The organism is Arthrobacter sp. K41 (assembly GCF_059089645.1).
The window spans coordinates 620,980-636,492 of sequence record NZ_JBNHEW010000001.1; the positions used below are offsets into that span (position 1 = coordinate 620,980).

The 15,513-nt window shown below is 65.0% G+C and carries 15 protein-coding genes and 2 tRNA genes; 6 read left to right on the forward strand and 11 right to left on the reverse strand.

Features of this window, described 5'->3' with window-relative positions:
- Positions 1-18: 18 nt before the first annotated feature.
- The 6 genes from AC5RTE_RS02930 to AC5RTE_RS02955 all read right to left on the reverse strand — a co-directional run bounded on the left by AC5RTE_RS02930 (position 19) and on the right by AC5RTE_RS02955 (position 5,326).
- On the reverse strand, positions 19-651 hold the full coding sequence (locus AC5RTE_RS02930; protein WP_494039896.1) for a mycothiol-dependent nitroreductase Rv2466c family protein: 633 nt from the start codon (positions 649-651) through the stop codon (positions 19-21).
- A 99-nt stretch (positions 652-750) separates the two neighbouring features.
- Entirely contained in the window at positions 751-2,031 is a 1,281-nt protein-coding gene (gene clpX, locus AC5RTE_RS02935) for an ATP-dependent Clp protease ATP-binding subunit ClpX (protein WP_494039897.1), read from the reverse strand.
- Positions 2,032-2,206: 175 nt separating this feature from the next.
- A complete protein-coding gene (locus tag AC5RTE_RS02940) occupies positions 2,207-2,866 on the reverse strand; it encodes an ATP-dependent Clp protease proteolytic subunit (RefSeq protein WP_494039898.1) in 660 nt (219 codons plus the stop codon).
- A 38-nt stretch (positions 2,867-2,904) separates the two neighbouring features.
- Positions 2,905-3,531, reverse strand: a complete 627-nt coding sequence (locus AC5RTE_RS02945) for an ATP-dependent Clp protease proteolytic subunit (protein WP_494040145.1) — start codon at positions 3,529-3,531, stop codon at positions 2,905-2,907.
- Positions 3,532-3,787: 256 nt separating this feature from the next.
- Positions 3,788-5,170, reverse strand: a complete 1,383-nt coding sequence (gene tig / locus AC5RTE_RS02950) for a trigger factor (RefSeq protein WP_494039899.1) — start codon at positions 5,168-5,170, stop codon at positions 3,788-3,790.
- 81 nt (positions 5,171-5,251) lie between these two features.
- A tRNA-Pro gene (locus AC5RTE_RS02955) sits at positions 5,252-5,326 on the reverse strand.
- A gap of 149 nt (positions 5,327-5,475) precedes the next feature.
- On the opposite strand from AC5RTE_RS02955, the gene AC5RTE_RS02960 reads away from it, so the two are divergent.
- Positions 5,476-5,549, forward strand: a tRNA-Gly gene (locus AC5RTE_RS02960).
- 67 nt (positions 5,550-5,616) lie between these two features.
- Here AC5RTE_RS02960 and AC5RTE_RS02965 read toward each other — a convergent pair.
- From AC5RTE_RS02965 to AC5RTE_RS02975, 3 genes are all read right to left on the reverse strand, one after another.
- Complete coding sequence (locus AC5RTE_RS02965) at positions 5,617-6,561, reverse strand: Fpg/Nei family DNA glycosylase (protein WP_494039900.1); 945 nt, start codon at positions 6,559-6,561, stop codon at positions 5,617-5,619.
- Positions 6,561-7,055 carry a ribose-5-phosphate isomerase gene (locus tag AC5RTE_RS02970; RefSeq protein ID WP_494039901.1) on the reverse strand — a complete coding sequence of 165 codons (495 nt, stop codon included), beginning with the start codon at positions 7,053-7,055 and terminating at the stop codon, positions 6,561-6,563. The genes AC5RTE_RS02965 and AC5RTE_RS02970 overlap by 1 nt, the downstream gene beginning before the upstream one ends.
- A 78-nt stretch (positions 7,056-7,133) precedes the next feature.
- Positions 7,134-8,150 (reverse strand): hypothetical protein, encoded by a 1,017-nt coding sequence (locus AC5RTE_RS02975; RefSeq protein ID WP_494039902.1) that lies wholly within the window; start codon positions 8,148-8,150, stop codon positions 7,134-7,136.
- 168 nt (positions 8,151-8,318) lie between these two features.
- On the opposite strand from AC5RTE_RS02975, the gene pepN reads away from it, so the two are divergent.
- Both pepN and AC5RTE_RS02985 read left to right on the forward strand, forming a co-directional pair.
- A complete protein-coding gene (pepN, locus tag AC5RTE_RS02980) occupies positions 8,319-10,898 on the forward strand; it encodes an aminopeptidase N (RefSeq protein ID WP_494039903.1) in 2,580 nt (859 codons plus the stop codon).
- Positions 10,895-11,368, forward strand: coding sequence for an OsmC family protein (locus AC5RTE_RS02985; RefSeq protein WP_494039904.1), 474 nt, complete (start codon positions 10,895-10,897; stop codon positions 11,366-11,368). The genes pepN and AC5RTE_RS02985 overlap by 4 nt, the downstream gene beginning before the upstream one ends.
- Before the next feature lie 26 nt (positions 11,369-11,394).
- Here the strand turns inward: AC5RTE_RS02985 and AC5RTE_RS02990 are convergent, their stop codons facing one another.
- A complete protein-coding gene (locus AC5RTE_RS02990; protein WP_494039905.1) occupies positions 11,395-12,393 on the reverse strand; it encodes an NAD-dependent epimerase/dehydratase family protein in 999 nt (332 codons plus the stop codon).
- Positions 12,394-12,510: 117 nt separating this feature from the next.
- On the opposite strand from AC5RTE_RS02990, the gene AC5RTE_RS02995 reads away from it, so the two are divergent.
- Together AC5RTE_RS02995 and AC5RTE_RS03000 are read left to right on the forward strand one after the other, a co-directional pair.
- Positions 12,511-13,197 carry a mechanosensitive ion channel family protein gene (locus tag AC5RTE_RS02995; RefSeq protein ID WP_494039906.1) on the forward strand — a complete coding sequence of 229 codons (687 nt, stop codon included), beginning with the start codon at positions 12,511-12,513 and terminating at the stop codon, positions 13,195-13,197.
- 3 nt (positions 13,198-13,200) lie between these two features.
- Positions 13,201-13,650, forward strand: coding sequence for a globin (locus tag AC5RTE_RS03000; RefSeq protein ID WP_494039907.1), 450 nt, complete (start codon positions 13,201-13,203; stop codon positions 13,648-13,650).
- Between the two features lie 45 nt (positions 13,651-13,695).
- Here AC5RTE_RS03000 and AC5RTE_RS03005 read toward each other — a convergent pair whose 3' ends face one another.
- A complete protein-coding gene (locus AC5RTE_RS03005) occupies positions 13,696-14,355 on the reverse strand; it encodes a DUF8185 domain-containing protein (protein ID WP_494039908.1) in 660 nt (219 codons plus the stop codon).
- 63 nt (positions 14,356-14,418) lie between these two features.
- Between AC5RTE_RS03005 and AC5RTE_RS03010 the strand changes: the two genes are divergently transcribed.
- Positions 14,419-15,399, forward strand: a complete 981-nt coding sequence (locus AC5RTE_RS03010) for an acyl-CoA thioesterase (protein WP_494039909.1) — start codon at positions 14,419-14,421, stop codon at positions 15,397-15,399.
- The last annotated feature ends 114 nt before the right edge of the window (positions 15,400-15,513 follow it).

The following is a 15,513-nucleotide window of genomic DNA, read 5'->3' on the forward strand; positions in this document are numbered from 1 at the left end:
GGGGCCGGCACCACATGATCAGTCGAATTCGGGCCGCCCTGTGCGGCTGCGCTTGAGTTCGAAGAAGTGCGGGTAGGAAGCGATGGCCGTGGTGGCGTCCCAAAGCTTGCCTGCATCCTCGCCCCGCGGGATCCTGGTGAGGACCGGGCCGAAGAACGCCGTGCCGTTGAAAGCGACCACAGGCGTTCCCACGTCCTCGCCCACCAGCGAAATGCCTTCTTCATGGCTTGCACGCAGATCGGCATCGAAGGCATCGGTAGTGGCGGCTGCCGCCAGGTCGGCAGGCAGACCGCACTCCGCCAGCGCCTTCGTGATTACGACGGCGCGGTCCTTCTCGCCGCGCTCGTGGATCATCGAGCCCATGGCGTCGTACAGTGCCTTAACCGCTTCCTGGCCGTAGTCCTTCTGCGCCGCGATTATGACGCGGACCGGGCCCCAGGCGTTGTCCATGGATTCCCGGTAGGCGGGCTCGAGGTCACGGCCCTCGTTCAGGACGGCAAGGCTCATGACGTGCCATACAGTTTCAATGTCGCGGACGCCCTCCACTTCGCCAATCCACCGGGAAGTGATCCAGGCGAAGGGGCACAGCGGATCGAACCAGAAGTCCGCCTTGTTCCGTGCAGGTTCAGTACTGGCAGCAGCTTCAGTCATGGAGAGTCCTTCCGGGGTGGGTGGCTGCGCAGGGGGCAGCCACAACTGGCGTAGTGGTACGCCGCCTGTATCAACACGAGGGCCCGGGCAGGCGCCGGATCAGGCAGACTTCCGGCGCTTGGTGACGTGCGGGATCATGGTGGGCTCGGCGCCGTTGAGGACGACGTCCTCGGTGATGACCACGCTGGCCACATCTTCACGGCTGGGAAGATCGAACATCACAGGAAGCAGCACTTCCTCCATGATGGCGCGCAGGCCGCGGGCACCGGTGCCGCGTTCGAATGCCTGCTCCGCGATTGCGTCCAGGGCGGTGTCATCGAACACCAATTCCACGCCGTCGATCTGGAACATCTTCTGGTACTGCTTCACCAGCGCGTTCTTGGGCGTGGAAAGGATCTGAATCAGGGCGTCCCGGTCCAGATTGGACACGGTGGTGATCACGGGGAGCCGGCCGATGAATTCGGGGATGAGTCCAAACTTCAGCAGGTCCTCCGGCATCACTTCGCCGTAGGAGTCGATCTTCTTGCTGGCCTCATTCAGGGGCGCGCCGAAGCCGATCCCCTTCCGTCCGGACCGCGAGCCGATAATTTCCTCGAGGCCGGCGAAGGCGCCGGCGACGATGAACAGCACGTTGGTGGTGTCGATCTGGATGAATTCCTGATGCGGGTGCTTCCGGCCGCCTTGCGGAGGAACGGAGGCAACAGTGCCCTCCAAAATTTTCAGCAGGGCCTGCTGGACGCCCTCGCCGGAGACATCGCGGGTAATGGAGGGGTTCTCGCTTTTACGGGAGATTTTGTCGATCTCGTCAATGTAGATGATGCCCTGCTCGGCCTTTTTGACGTCGTAGTCGGCGGCCTGGATGAGCTTCAGGAGGATGTTCTCCACGTCCTCGCCCACGTAGCCGGCCTCGGTCAGGGCCGTGGCGTCGGCTACAGCGAAGGGCACGTTCAGGCGGCGGGCGAGCGTCTGGGCCAGGTAGGTCTTTCCGCAGCCGGTGGGGCCGATAAGGAGGATGTTGGACTTGGCGATCTCGACGTCGTCATGATGGCCGCCCTCGGCCAGAGTGCCCGACTTCGGCGCGTGGCCGGCCTGGATCCGCTTGTAATGGTTATAGACGGCGACGGCGAGGGAGCGTTTTGCAGGCTCCTGGCCGATCACATATTCCTGCAGGAAGTCGAAGATTTCGCGGGGCTTGGGAAGCTCGAAGCTGCCGAGGTCTGCAACTTCCGCCAGTTCTTCTTCGATGATTTCGTTGCAAAGCTCAATGCACTCATCACAGATGTAGACACCGGGCCCGGCAATGAGCTTGCGCACCTGCTTCTGGCTCTTTCCGCAGAAAGAGCACTTCAGCAGATCCGTGCTCTCGCCAATCCGAGCCATATGTGAACCCCTTAGTATTTTGCTGCCAGGCAGCCTTGCACCGTTGCTGGAATCCCACCCAGCCTGCGTGGACCGGTTGTGACAACATCCACTCTAGGTCACATTCGCTTCCGAGGGTGGAAGGAAAAGGCCGGTGGAGCCAAATGATTGGCGCCACCGGCGCTTTACTTTACCGCTACCTGCTGATGGCCTGCGGTTTGATCTTGCGTGAATCCAGGACCTGGTCGATCAGGCCGTACACCTGCGCTTCTTCTGCGGTGAGGATTTTGTCGCGTTCGATGTCGTTGTTGACCTGTTCGGACGTCCGGCCGGAGTGGTGCGCCAGCGTGTCCTCAAGCCAGGACCGCATGCGCATGACCTCGGCGGCCTGGATCTCAAGGTCCGAAGCCTGGCCGCCCTGGCCGCCGGACAGCGCCGGCTGGTGGATCAGGACGCGGGCGTTAGGCAGGGCCAGCCGCTTGCCGGGCGTACCGGCGGCCAGCAGGACGGCCGCAGCACTGGCCGCCTGGCCCAGGCATACAGTCTGGATCTCGGGGCGGATGTACTGCATGGTGTCGTAGATTGCCGTCATGGCGGTGAAGGAACCGCCGGGCGAGTTGATGTAAAGCGTGATGTCCCGGTCCGGGTCCGTGGACTCCAGGACCAGCAGCTGCGCCATGATGTCGTCAGCGGAAGCGTCGTCCACCTGGACTCCGAGGAAGATGATGCGGTCCTCGAAGAGCTTGGTGTACGGGTCCTGGCGTTTGAAGCCGTAAGGGGTCCGCTCCTCAAACTGGGGCAGGACATAGCGGCTGGACGGAAGATTACCGGCGGACCACCCGAAGTTGTAGTTCATGTTTTTGTTGCTCCTGATCTGAGTGTTCTTGTGCCGGTTTAGTTCTCGGAGGCTGATTCGCCTGAGGTGCCGTTCGACGAGGTGCCGCCGCCGCCGGCAACGGAGCCTGCGTGGGCAGCGATCTTGTCGAAGAAACCGTATTCAAGCGCCTCGGTGGCGGTGAACCACTTGTCGCGGTCGTTGTCCTTGAGGATGGTGTCCACAGTCTGGCCGGTCTGTTCCGCGGTCAGTTCCGCCATCACCTTCTTCATGTGAAGGATGAGTTCGGCCTGGATCTTGATGTCGGAAGCCGTGCCGCCGATGCCGCCGGAGGGCTGGTGCATCAGGACGCGTGCGTTCGGGGTGGCGTACCGCTTGCCCTTGGTGCCGGAGGAAAGCAGGAACTGTCCCATGGAAGCGGCAAGGCCTGTGGCCACGGTGACGACGTCGTTCGGGATGAACTGCATGGTGTCGTAGATCGCCATGCCCGCGGTGACGGAGCCGCCGGGAGAGTTGATGTAAAGGTAGATGTCCTTTTCCGGGTTTTCCGCGGAAAGGAGGAGCAGCTGCGAGCAGATGGCGTTGGCGTTCTCGTCACGCACCTCTGAGCCCAACCAGATGATCCGCTCCTTGAGGAGGCGGTTGTAGATGTAGTTGTCCTGGGCTGCAGGATCGACAGTAGCCATCCGGGGGGCCTCTGCGTGCTGTGACATGTGTATTTACCTCTCACTGGTGACGGTGACATCACTGAAAATCTCTACTTGGACACTAACCGGTTTCACTGACGTTTTGTTCGCGCACCGTGGGCTGTTCGCTGACGGCGCACGATCGGCGGGCCCCTGCTGGAAGCACGCTCCGGTCCAACGCAGACGGCCCCCGGATCCAGGGATCCGGGGGCCGTTCGAAATGCTTTACAGCAAGGAACCGCGTTTACGGCAAGGACTAGGCCTTGGCCTCTGCCTTGTCTTCCTCGACAGCAGCCTCGGGTGCTTCGGCTGCGTCGTCGGCCTCCACTGCCGGAGCTTCCTCTTCACCGCCGGGGTTGACGAAGCTGGTGAGGTCAACGGTCTTGCCCTCGGTGTCGGTCACTGTGGCCTGCCCGAGGACAACGGCCAGCGCCTTGCGGCGGCGGACCTCGGAGACCATCATGGGGACCTGGCCGCTCTGATCGATGATCTGGGCGAACTGGTTGGGGTCCATGCCGTACTGGCTGGCGGTGGTGACGATGTAGTCGATCAGCTCGTTCTGGCTGACGTTGACTTCTTCCTTCTCCGCGATGGCGTCGAGGATGATTTCGTTCTGGAAGGCGCGGGCAGTGTTGGCCCGGACCTCTTCGCGGTGCTCCTCGGTGTCGTGCTCGCCCTCACCGTGGCCGTTGCCCTCCTTGAAGTGGGCTTCGAGCTGCTCTTCGACCACCGAGTCCGGAACGGGAACCTCTACCAGCTCAACGAGCTTGTCCAGGACCTTGTCGCGGGCTTCGACGCCCTGCTCCACAACCTTGGAGTCGGCCGCCTGCTTGGCGAGGTCTTCGCGGAGCTCGGCAAGGGTGTCGAACTCGGACGCCAGCTGGGCGAAGTCGTCGTTGGCCTCGGGGAGTTCGCGCTCCTTGACGGCCTTGACCACTACCTTGACCTGAGCTGCTTCGCCGGCGTGGTCGCCGCCCACCAGGGTGGTGTTGAAGATGGCGTCTTCATCAGCGCTGAGGCCGGTGACGGCTTCGTCGAGGCCCTCGAGCATGGTGCCGGCGCCGACCTGGTAGGACAGGCCTGCGGCGGAGTCCACCTCTTCGCCGTCGATGCTGGCGTTGATGTCGATGGTGAGGAAGTCGCCGTCGGCAGCGGGACGGTCCACGGACTTCAGCGTGCCGAAGCGGCCGCGCAGTTCGTCCAGTGCCTTGTCAACGTCTTCATCCGAGGACTGGGCTGCAGCAACTTCAACCCGGATGCCGGCGTAGTCCGGAAGTTCGATTTCGGGGCGGACGTCAACCTCTGCCTGGAACTTCAGTTCGCCATCGGTGGAGGTGGGGTCTGGAACCTCGGTGATTTCCACCTCGGGACGGCTCAGGGGGCGGATGCCGGATTCCTGAACAGCGGACTGGTACCAGCCGTTGAGGCCTTCGTTGATGGCGGTTTCCAGGACGTAACCGCGGCCAACGCGCTGGTCGATGAGCTTGGCCGGCACCTTGCCCTTACGGAAACCGGGGACCTGGATCTGCGAAGCAACGGTCTTGTAGGCCTCGTCGATGCTGGGCTTCAATTCCTCAAAGGGGACCTCAACATTGAGCTTGACCCGCGTGGGGGTGAGGTTCTCGACAGCGCTCTTCACGGTCTAAGTACTCCTGGGTTTGTGGGATGGGTTTCTGCAAACGCAATGTTCTTGCCCGGGCCGGGGGCCAGGGCGGCAGAGTCGGGGTGACAGGATTTGAACCTGCGACTTCCTGCTCCCAAAGCAGGCGCTCTAGCCAAGCTGAGCTACACCCCGTAAGTGCACAGGCAAGTCTACGGTGATACGCGCCGTGTTTGCACATTTGACACGTAGGCCATGAATTAGGTTTAGTTATATCCGGCTTGAACAGCCAGCCCGGAGTTGCCAGCCTGCCGGCTCTACGCAGTGCAGATGGTTCTTCTTTCGGGGACGTAGCTTAATGGTAAAGCCTCAGTCTTCCAAACTGATTACGCGGGTTCGATTCCCGTCGTCCCCTCCACAAGTAAAAGGCCCCTCAGCTGAGGGGCCTTTTTGTTGCGCCGCGGCCCACGGCCGGCCTGTCGCTCCTACGACTGCTGGCAGTACGGGCACCAGTAGAGCTTGCGCGCCACCAGTTCGGCCATCAGCACGGTGGTGCCGCATACCCTGCAGGGCAGGCCGTTCCGCTTGTAGACGAAGTGGGCGTTTTCCCTGGCAGGAAAGGTGTCGCTCTTGAGCGAGGCAATCTCCGCCGCAGCCCTGGCCGTCCTGCCGTCTCCGGACCAGTACCGCGGCGTTGTAGTGATGATCCGCCCGTCCGCCACGCCGTCGCTCATGACGGAGACGACGTCGCGCCACAGCCTGCGTGCCACAGCGTCAGGGACGTTGGTGCCCGGCAGCCACGGATCGAGCCGCCGCCGGAAGAGGACCTCCGCCCGGTAGACGTTGCCCACCCCGGCGATGACCTTCTGGTCCATCAGCAGCGCGGCCACCGGCGTTGTGCGGCTTCGGAGCGTCTCAGCAAACCGCCCGGCATCCCCCCGCCGGTTCACCAGCGGATCCGGACCCAGCCGGGCCAGGACGGCGCCGGCTTCGCCGGCGGTGATGGTTTCGCAGGTGGTCGCCCCCCGCAGGTCGGCCCAGCCGTTGCTGCCGACAATCCGTACCCGGACTGCCCCCACCGGCGCCGGCGGACCGGCGTACACAGTGGAATCGCCGCCGTCGCCGTCCCCGAAGGTCTCCTGCTCCCCCACCCGGCGCGGGGCACCGATGCTGGAGGACCCTGTAAACGTGCTGTCCCCGCCGAAGGTCCAGGCCCCGTAAAGGCCCAGGTGGACGTGCAGCACCAGCGTGTGGTCAAAATGCAGGAACAGGTGTTTTCCGTGCGCTTCGGCAGCAACGAGGGTGTGCCCGTCCAGCAGCGCGGCTCCACCGGTAAACCTGCCCTGCGGGCTGGACACCGAGAGCCGCTGGCCACCGAAGACGTCCCCGAACTGCCGCGCCAGGCGCCGCAGTGTATGCCCTTCCGGCACTACTCGATGACCTCACCGGTAGTTTCGTAGGCGGCGATTTTGCCAATCCGGCGGACGTGCCGTTCATCGTTGCTGAACGGCTCGGCCAGGAAGGCTTCGATCAGCTCCGTTGCTTCCTCAACCGTGTGCTGGCGGCCGCCCACGGCCACCACGTTGGCGTCGTTATGCTCCCGCGCGAGGGTGGCGGTGGAGTGGTTCCATGCCAGGGCTGCCCGGATGCCCTTGACCTTGTTGGCCGCGATCTGCTCGCCGTTTCCCGACCCGCCCAGGACGATGCCGAGCGCGTGCACGCCGGCCTGCTGGTCTGCCACCACTGCGAGGGCCGCGTTGATGCAGAACGACGGGTAGTCGTCCAAAGCGTCGTAAACCTTGGGACCGTGGTCCACCACTTCGTAGCCCTTGGCGGTGAGGTGGGAAACCAGGTGGGCGCTGAGTTCCATGCCTGCGTGGTCGGTGGCAATGTGGACCCGCGGGAAGGCAGGGGAAGAAGTCACGAGCAGAATCCGTTCGGTGTGGGCGCTGGCGGCCGGCACGGAAGGTGCGGGCCGTGGTCAACAACACCCACAAGAATACTAGGACTCGGGCTTGCCGGCCGCGGCCGAACCGCCTCCGCGGTGTGCCCTCGCGGCCACCCGGGTCAGGACTTCGGCGAGCCGTGCAGCGGAGTCCTCGCTTCCGCTGCTCACTGCCAGGCTCTGCCCGTCGGTCTTTTTCACGACGACGGCGGGGCCGCTGCTGACCAGCATGGCTGCCGTTCCACTGTGGTGCCGGTAGCCCCACCCGCCGTAGTCGGCAGCGCGGACGTCCGCTGCGCTGGCTGCCGAGATGGCGCCGGCGGGGACATCCATGACGGGGACGACGCCGGCCAGCAGGACTTTCAGGCCCCGCCGGTCCGCCTTGATCCTGGCACACAGGAAAGCCGCGCCGATAACGGCCAGGACCACGAGCAGCACCCCAAGCCAGGGCACGGCGATGGCAATCAACGCGGCCGGAAACAGCGAGGCTATGCCGATCATGACGAAAACAGAACTGCGGGCATGGACCCAAAGCCGGATGCTGTCCCGTGCCAAATCGGGATCCAGCTCCCTGGCGATGGCAAGCTGGAGGGCCCTGTCGTCATTGGACGACCACTGCTGGTCCGCCTTGTAGACGAAGCCCATAATCACCCCCAGGGACACGGCGGCTCCGCTTCCCAGCGCAAGCACGGTGAGGTCCACCCGGGACTCCCGGGCGTCCGCCAGGCCGGTCTGCCCAACAAGGCCCGCAGCGAGCGCCGTGGCGACGAAGAGGCACAGGAAAAGTCCGGCGCCCATCATGATCCGGCGCATGGGCACGGGCCGGCTGAGCGGAAGGGCCTGGAAGAGGACCAGCCAGCCCGCGGCCACAATCAGCAGGGCGCCCACCGAGACATAGGCGGGAAAAGGCGCGAAGGCGGCGCCGCCGTCGTCCGTCCACCGGATGGCGAGCGGCTCAGGAAGGTCCGGCCGAAGCAGAAAAGCACACACTGCGAACGCGGCCCCGACCACCAGCGGGAACCCCGCGACAAAGCGCAGGGCCTTGGTGTCCACCGACTCCATGAACTTCCCCATGATTTAACGCTACTCCCGACGCCGGCCGCTGACTTGGTACCTCTCTCCGTACCCACTGTGAGCTGCGCTACCTGTTCGGGGGTAAAGGAATGCAAGAATGAGCAGTGCCGCCGCTGGGCACCGCCAGCCGGCAGACGCCATTATTCCGGAGGCCCCACTTTGCCAGGTATGAATCTGACCCGCGCCGAAGCCCGTGAACGTGCCGAACTGATCACCGTCCAGTCCTACGATGTCAGCCTGGACCTGACCCGCGGCGGGAAGGTCTTTGGCAGCACCACCACCGTGAAGTTCAGCGCGGAAGCCGGAGCCTCCACCTTCATCGACGCCGTCACCGCTGCGGTTCACAGTGTCACGCTCAACGGCCGCAGCCTGGATCCGGACACGGTGGCGGACGGCGTCCGGATCCAACTGCCGGATCTCGCGGAGGACAACGAGCTCACCATCGTGGCTGATGCGCCCTACATGAACACCGGCGAAGGCCTGCACCGCTTCGTGGACCCGGTGGACAACGAGGTGTACCTCTATACGCAGTTCGAGGTCCCGGATTCACGCAGGATGTTCGCGGTGTTCGAGCAGCCGGACCTGAAGGCTGCCTTTACGTTCACGGTCACCGCGCCCTCGCACTGGGATATTATCTCCAACTCTCCCACGCCGGTGCCCGTGGAAACCACCCCCGCGGACGACGGCGGTGCCCGCTCCGTGTGGTCCTTCTCCCCCACTCCGCGGCTCTCCTCCTACGTCACTGCCCTGATCGCCGGTCCCTACCAGTCCGTGCGCAGCGAGGTGAAGAGTTCCGACGGCCGGGTCATTCCGCTGGGGGTCTTCACCCGGAAGTCCCTGATGCAGTACCTGGACGCGGAGAACATCTTCGAGCTGACCCGGCAGGGCTTTGAGTTCTTTGAGGTGCAGTTTGGCTGCCCCTACCCGTTCGAGAAGTACGACCAGCTCTTCGTTCCGGAATTCAACGCCGGCGCCATGGAGAACGCCGGAGCCGTGACCATCCTCGAAGGCTACGTTTTCCGCAGCAAGGTCACCGGGGCGCAGATCGAACGCCGGGCCATCACGGTCCTCCACGAGCTCGCGCACATGTGGTTCGGGGACCTGGTGACCATGCGCTGGTGGAACGACCTGTGGCTCAACGAGTCCTTTGCCGAGTACATGTCCCACCTCGCCGCCGTCGAGGCCACGGAGTTCACCAGCGCCTGGACCACCTTCGCGTCGGTGGAAAAATCCTGGGCCTACCGCCAGGACCAGCTGCCCACCACCCATCCCATTTTCGCTGACATCAACGACCTCCAGGATGTTGAGGTGAACTTCGACGGCATCACGTACGCCAAGGGCGCCTCCGTCCTCCGCCAGCTGGTGGCGTGGGTGGGACCGGAGCAGTTCATGGCCGGGGTCCGTGAGTACTTCGCCAAGCATTCCTGGCAGAACACCGAGTTAAGCGATCTTATGGTTGAGCTGGAAAAGGCCAGCGGACGCGACCTGGACGACTGGGGCCGGCAATGGCTGGAGACAGCCGGCGTCAACACCCTCAAGCCGGACCTGGAAGTGGGCAGCGACGGGCTGCTCACCTCGTTCGCGATCCTGCAGTCCGCCGTCGAGGAGTGGCCCACCATCCGTCCGCACCGGCTGGCGGTGGGGTTTTACAACCTGAACGACGCCGGAAAGCTTGAGCGGGTGCACCGCGAGGAACTGGACGTGGACGGTGTCCGCACCGAGGTGCCTGCCCTGACGGGGATGGCACAGCCGGACCTGATCCTGGTGAACGACGACGACCTTGCCTACGCCAAGGTCCGGCTGGATGAAAGGTCCCTTGCCACCGCCACCGCCCATCTCAAGGACTTCAGCCAGAGCCTGCCGCGGACGCTGGTGTGGAACTCCGCCTGGGACGCCGCCCGGGATGGTGAGACCCCTGCACGGCGTTACGTGGAACTGGTCCTCGCCAACGTGGCCGCCGAGTCCGACTCCTCGGTGATCCTTGTCCAGCTCCGCCAGCTGGCCACCACCCTGAACTTCTACGTGGCTGAGGAGCACCGGGAGGCAACCACCGCGGCCGCGGCGGACCGGCTCTGGGAGCTGGCCTCCGAGGTACCCGCCGGCTCGGACGCCCAGCTGCAGTTCGTGAAATCCTTCGCCTTGCTGGCTGGCAACGGAAGCCAGCTGGACATCGTGGCGGGTCTCCTCGACGGTTCGCTGGTCCTGGACGGGCTGGCCGTTGACCAGGACCTGCGCTGGGAACTCCTGACGTCGCTGGTGGTGGGCGGCCGCCTGGGCCAGGACGGCATCGATGCCGAGCTTGCCCGGGACCACACGTCCACCGGACAGAACGCCGCCGCGCAGGCCAAAGCTGCAATTCCCACCCCCGAGGCGAAGGCCGCTGCCTGGGATTCGATCGTGGTGAAGGGCGAGCTGTCCAATGCCCTTCAGGGCTCCGCGGTCAGCGGGTTTATGCGCGTCCTGGACCGGTCGCTGCTGGAGCCCTACGCGGAAAAGTATTTCCAGGCGGTGCCCGCCATCGTCGAGACCCGGACCCACGCCCTTGCCCAGCAAATCGTCGTCGGGCTCTACCCCGCGCTGCTGACCACGCAGGCGACAGTTGATCGAACGGACGGCTTCCTGGCATTAATTCCGCCCCACAGCGCCGCCCTGCGCCGGATGATGCTGGAAAATCGCGACGGCGTTGCCAGGGCCCTGCGTGCCCGCGCCGCTGATGTCCTGCCCGGCGAAGCAGGGCCGGGCCTGTGAATTTCGGTGAGCACCACTATGCGTTGACGGTGCAGTGGACGGGCAACCAGGGGGAAGGGACGTCGTCGTACCGCGGCTATCTGCGGGACCACGACATCCTGATTCCCGGACTGCCTGTCCTCAAGGGTTCGGCCGATCCCACCTTCCACGGCGACCGGGCGCGCTACAACCCGGAGCAGCTGCTTCTCGCCGCCCTGGCGCAGTGCCACATGCTTTCCTTCCTGCACGTGGCGGTGAAGCACGGGGTGGTGGTGACGGACTACCGGGACGAGGCCGCCGGGCTGATGAAGCTCAACAGGGACGGCAGCGGCCAGTTCGAACGGGTGACGCTGCACCCGCAGGTTACGGTGGCAGACGAACAGCACGTGGCGATGGCCGCGCAGCTCCACCATGAAGCCAACCAGGTGTGCTTTATTGCCCGCAGCGTGAACTTTCCCGTGGAACACATGCCGGTGACGGTGGCGGCCTAGGACTGCCCGGGGCCTCCTGCCGGGCGTCAGCTTGTGTGTCCGCCCTGCAGGAGCCCAACCAGCCGCTTTTCCGTTTCCGGAGTTAGGCCCGCCTTGCGGGGCCGGTTCAGTCCGAGGCGGCGTTCATCAGCCAGCGCGTCGGCGAGTGTCTCCTGCCAGGGCCGGATCTTCAGGCCGGCATCAACGGGAGCCTTGTTGCTCCTGGCCATAAACCCCTCATGCCGGGGAGGGAGCCAGAGGGGCAGCGAGTCGGGCCCCGCCCAGTAGCCGACGCCCTGGTCCACGAGCCAGTCCCCGGCCGCCGGCACCACCTCGCCGCCATGGCCCGCCGCCTGCCGGGACGCTCTGATGTACTCCCCGAACGGTACCTGGTCCCCCAGCGCGTTCAGCGTTCCAGTGGTCCCCTGTTCTGCCGCGAGCAGGATCCAGGCGGCGAGGTCCCGTACATCGATGACTTGGGTGGCGTGGCTGTTGATGGCAGGGACGATGGCGGGACGGCCGTCCCGGGCAAAGCGGGCCGGCCAGTACCCGTAGCGGTCGGAACCGTCACCCGGTCCGCCGATCAGGCCCGCACGGCACACATGCGCTTTTCCGCCCGTTGCCCTGACGGTGGACTGCTCGATGGCGGCTTTGGACTCACCGTAGGTTTCCGGCGTCGAAGGAGTACCCGGCGCCAGCGGTGGGAGGAGGCCGGCGTCCTCAGCCGCGCCGGGAACCGATGCGTCGGCATAGACGGAGCAACTGGAGACGAAGGTCCAGTGGGCGGTGCGGTGGGCGATGGCGTCCAGCGCTTCGGTTGCGGGCACCGGATCGCGGGCGACGTCAATGACCTCATCCCACTTCCCCTTGACGCCGCGGTAGGCATCGGGACCGAGAGAGCGGTCAGCTTTCAGCCACGCCGCTCCCTCCGGAGGATCAGCCGCGGAACCACGGGCAAGGCACGTGACCTGATGCCCCCCGGCAACGGCCTGGCGGACAATTTCTGCTGACAGGAAGGCCGTCCCGCCGAGCACAAGAATACGCATGCAGCCACGCTACGGCGCTAGGGTTGAAGGAGAACAGAGCCTTCCGCGCCGGGCGAAACCGGCGCTCCGGAACCCTATCCCGGCGCCGCCGGGGAACCCCAGGAGTATTTCCCACCTATGGTCAGCATGTTGTCGATCCTTCCTTCCGCCGCCACCGCGCCCGACGGCATCAGCATCACGGGCATTGTGATCAGCCTCGGGGTGGGCGTTGCCATCTGGCTGGCTGCCACCTTTGTCATTTCCCGGATCACCACCCGCGTGGCCGCAGGCAGCAACTTCTTCAAGCGGCCCACGTTCAAGTGGGCGGCGCCGGCACTGCGCGCCCTGGACCATGAACGGCGGGTCCAGCGCGCGGAAACGATCGGTTCGCTGCTGAACAGCATCGTGGGCGTGCTGGTGGTGGTCATCACCAGCATGTATGTCCTGCAGAACCTGGACATCAACATCGCCCCGCTCCTCACCAGTGTGGGTATTTTGGGTGTAGCCATCGGTTTCGGCGCCCAACAGCTGATCCGCGACTTCCTCGCCGGGATTTTTATTACCATTGAAGACCAGTACGGAATCGGCGATGTCATCGAAACCAGCGAAGTTGTTGGTGTTGTGGAGTCCATGGGCCTGCGCATCACCCGCGTGCGGTCCGACGACGGCGCCATCTGGTACCTGCGCAACGGGGAGATCCTCCGCGTAGGCAACCGGTCCCAGGGCAACTACGTCCCGCTGCACGAGGGACCGGACGGCACCACGGACCAGGCAAGCGATCACGGCACCGAAACCAAAAAGACTGACCAAAAGGCCGGAGACTAGCAAATGACCATCCCCATCGAACCGCAGCGGCCCCGCCAGCTGATGCAGAACGATCCGTTCAGCCGGCCCGGCTACACCGACAACTTTTATGAAGCCGTAGGCGGCCACGAAACCTTCGTTAAACTGATTGACGTCTTTTACGACGGCGTCGCAACGGATCCGCTGCTGCGCCCGATGTACCCGGAAGAGGACCTGGCCCCGGCCAAACGGCGGTTCCTGATGTTCCTGGAACAGTACTGGGGCGGGCCCACCACCTACGGGGAAGAGCGCGGCCACCCCCGGCTGCGCATGCGCCACATGCCCTTCACGGTGACGCCCGAAGCCAAGGACCGCTGGCTCTTCCACATGCGCACGGCGGTGGACGCACTCGAACTGCCGCCGCTGTATGAGGGAACCCTCTGGGACTACATGGAGCGTGCAGCGCTGTCCATGGTCAACAGCCCCGCCGGCTAGCCGGCCGCAGGCTGGCGCGGCTGCCCCTGCGCGGCGCCCCTGCCGTCAGAGAAGCCCGCTTCCCGTCCGCGCCAGGACATGCCCGCGCGGGCCGCTGAGGCGGAACCAGCGGCCGGCGCGGTAGAGCTTCTGTTCGCCGGCCGCAAGGAAACCAAGGGCCAGGGCGGCAAAGGCGGCGCCGGCCGGCAGTCCGGAGTCATCGAGTTCCCTGCCCCACACCGCAGCCCGGGCGTTGTTGACGATCAGCGCCCCGGGCTTCTCCGGCACAATTCCTGCCACTTCCCCGATCCCTCCTTCTGCAGCCGTCCGCAGGGACGCATCGCTTCGCGAACCCAGCAGTTCCCACCCGCTGCGGGGGGCCCCGACACCGGTCCAGGACTCCGTGACGGTGGACGGCGGCACCGGCAGCTCGACGTCGTCCTGGCCCGCCCGCGCGATGCGGTCCAGCACCGCCGCCAGCGGAACAGTGACATCGGTGCCCGACGGTTCAGCCAGCGCCATGGTCCGCAGTCCCAGGATGGTGGGGGTCGATTCACCAAGCACCCGCGGCCGCAGCACGCAGACGTACGCGGCGAGAACGGAACCTGCCGCCTGAAGCCGGATGGCGCCGTCGTCAATGGTCTTCGCGCGCGTGGCGAAGGTTTTCAGGTCGGCGAGATCCTGCGGATCAGCGAACCGGAAGGAGGAGGTGAGTAGATCAGACACACCAAGAACACTACCGGCTGCACCTCTGTTGAGCGGTGCCGGGGCGCCGTCTAGAGTCAGACCATGACTGAAGCCGACGCCGAAATCCTGGCGCTTCCCAGCGAAGACCCCACCTCATCGCTCATCTCCCTGCTTGACCTTGGCGAGCTGGAGGGCGCCCGGACCGATGAGGACATCTTCCTGGGCCCGTCCCAGCAGCAGCCCCACCACCGGGTCTTCGGCGGACAGGTGCTGGCGCAGTCACTGATTGCGTCCATCCGGACCGTTGACCCTGCACGGTTTGTCCATTCCATGCACGGTTACTTCCTCCGCCCCGGGGATGCCAACAAGCCCATCACCTTCGGAGTCCAGCGCCTCCGCGACGGCCGGTCTTTTTCAGCCCGCCGGGTGCACGCATACCAGGAAGGCGTGCCCATCCTGTCGATGATTGCCTCGTTCCAAGGCGAGGACGAAGGCGTTGAGCACGGGTCCGTAATGCCCGGCGGCATTCCCGACCCGGAGTCACTGCCCAGCACGGCCGACCTGCTGGGCCAGTTCGACCACCCGGTGGCGCGGCACTGGGCCTATGAGCGGCCCTTCGACATCCGGCACGTTGACCCGCCGCTGTATGTATCGGCAAAAGGTGAAAGGGAAGCACGCAATGCGGTGTGGATGAAGACCTTCGGCCCTATGCCGGACAACCCCAACCTGCACCGCGCCGCCTTGGCTTACGCCAGTGATTACACCCTGCTGGAGTCCATCCTGCGCCGGCACGGGCTCAGCTGGATTACTCCCGGAATGAACGTGGCCAGCCTGGACCATGCCATGTGGTGGCACCGTCCCGCGCGGGTGGACGAGTGGCTGCTGTACGTCCAGGAATCGCCGAGCGCCCAGGGTGCGCGCGGGCTCGCCACCGGCAAAATCTTCAACCAGGCCGGACAGCACGTGGCCTCGGTGGCACAGGAAGGGATGGTCCGTGTGCCCACCGACCTGAAAAACAAGGTTGCGGGTGCATTCCAGTCAAAGGTGATGGAGCACCAGATCCGGAAAGCCGGCCGGGGCTAGCCTTCCGGTCTTCAGTCCCGGCCGGCTGTGCAGACGGCGCTCGGCCGGAGGCAGTTTTCGGGGGCTGCGTCCGGGGAACCGCAAACAGGCCGGGTAAAACGCAAACAGGCCGGC

Bases quoted from the DNA above. Each gene is read 5' to 3' on its own strand.
- AC5RTE_RS02930 (WP_494039896.1), bottom strand. From the start codon at position 651: ATGACTGAAGCTGCTGCCAGTACTGAACCTGCACGGAACAAGGCGGAC.
- clpX (WP_494039897.1), bottom strand. From the start codon at position 2,031: ATGGCTCGGATTGGCGAGAGCACGGATCTGCTGAAGTGCTCTTTCTGC.
- AC5RTE_RS02940 (WP_494039898.1), bottom strand. From the start codon at position 2,866: ATGAACTACAACTTCGGGTGGTCCGCCGGTAATCTTCCGTCCAGCCGC.
- AC5RTE_RS02945 (WP_494040145.1), bottom strand. From the start codon at position 3,531: ATGGCTACTGTCGATCCTGCAGCCCAGGACAACTACATCTACAACCGC.
- AC5RTE_RS02975 (WP_494039902.1), bottom strand. From the start codon at position 8,150: ATGGGGAAGTTCATGGAGTCGGTGGACACCAAGGCCCTGCGCTTTGTC.
- pepN (WP_494039903.1), top strand. From the start codon at position 8,319: ATGAATCTGACCCGCGCCGAAGCCCGTGAACGTGCCGAACTGATCACC.
- AC5RTE_RS02990 (WP_494039905.1), bottom strand. From the start codon at position 12,393: ATGCGTATTCTTGTGCTCGGCGGGACGGCCTTCCTGTCAGCAGAAATT.
- AC5RTE_RS02995 (WP_494039906.1), top strand. From the start codon at position 12,511: ATGGTCAGCATGTTGTCGATCCTTCCTTCCGCCGCCACCGCGCCCGAC.
- AC5RTE_RS03000 (WP_494039907.1), top strand. From the start codon at position 13,201: ATGACCATCCCCATCGAACCGCAGCGGCCCCGCCAGCTGATGCAGAAC.
- AC5RTE_RS03010 (WP_494039909.1), top strand. From the start codon at position 14,419: ATGACTGAAGCCGACGCCGAAATCCTGGCGCTTCCCAGCGAAGACCCC.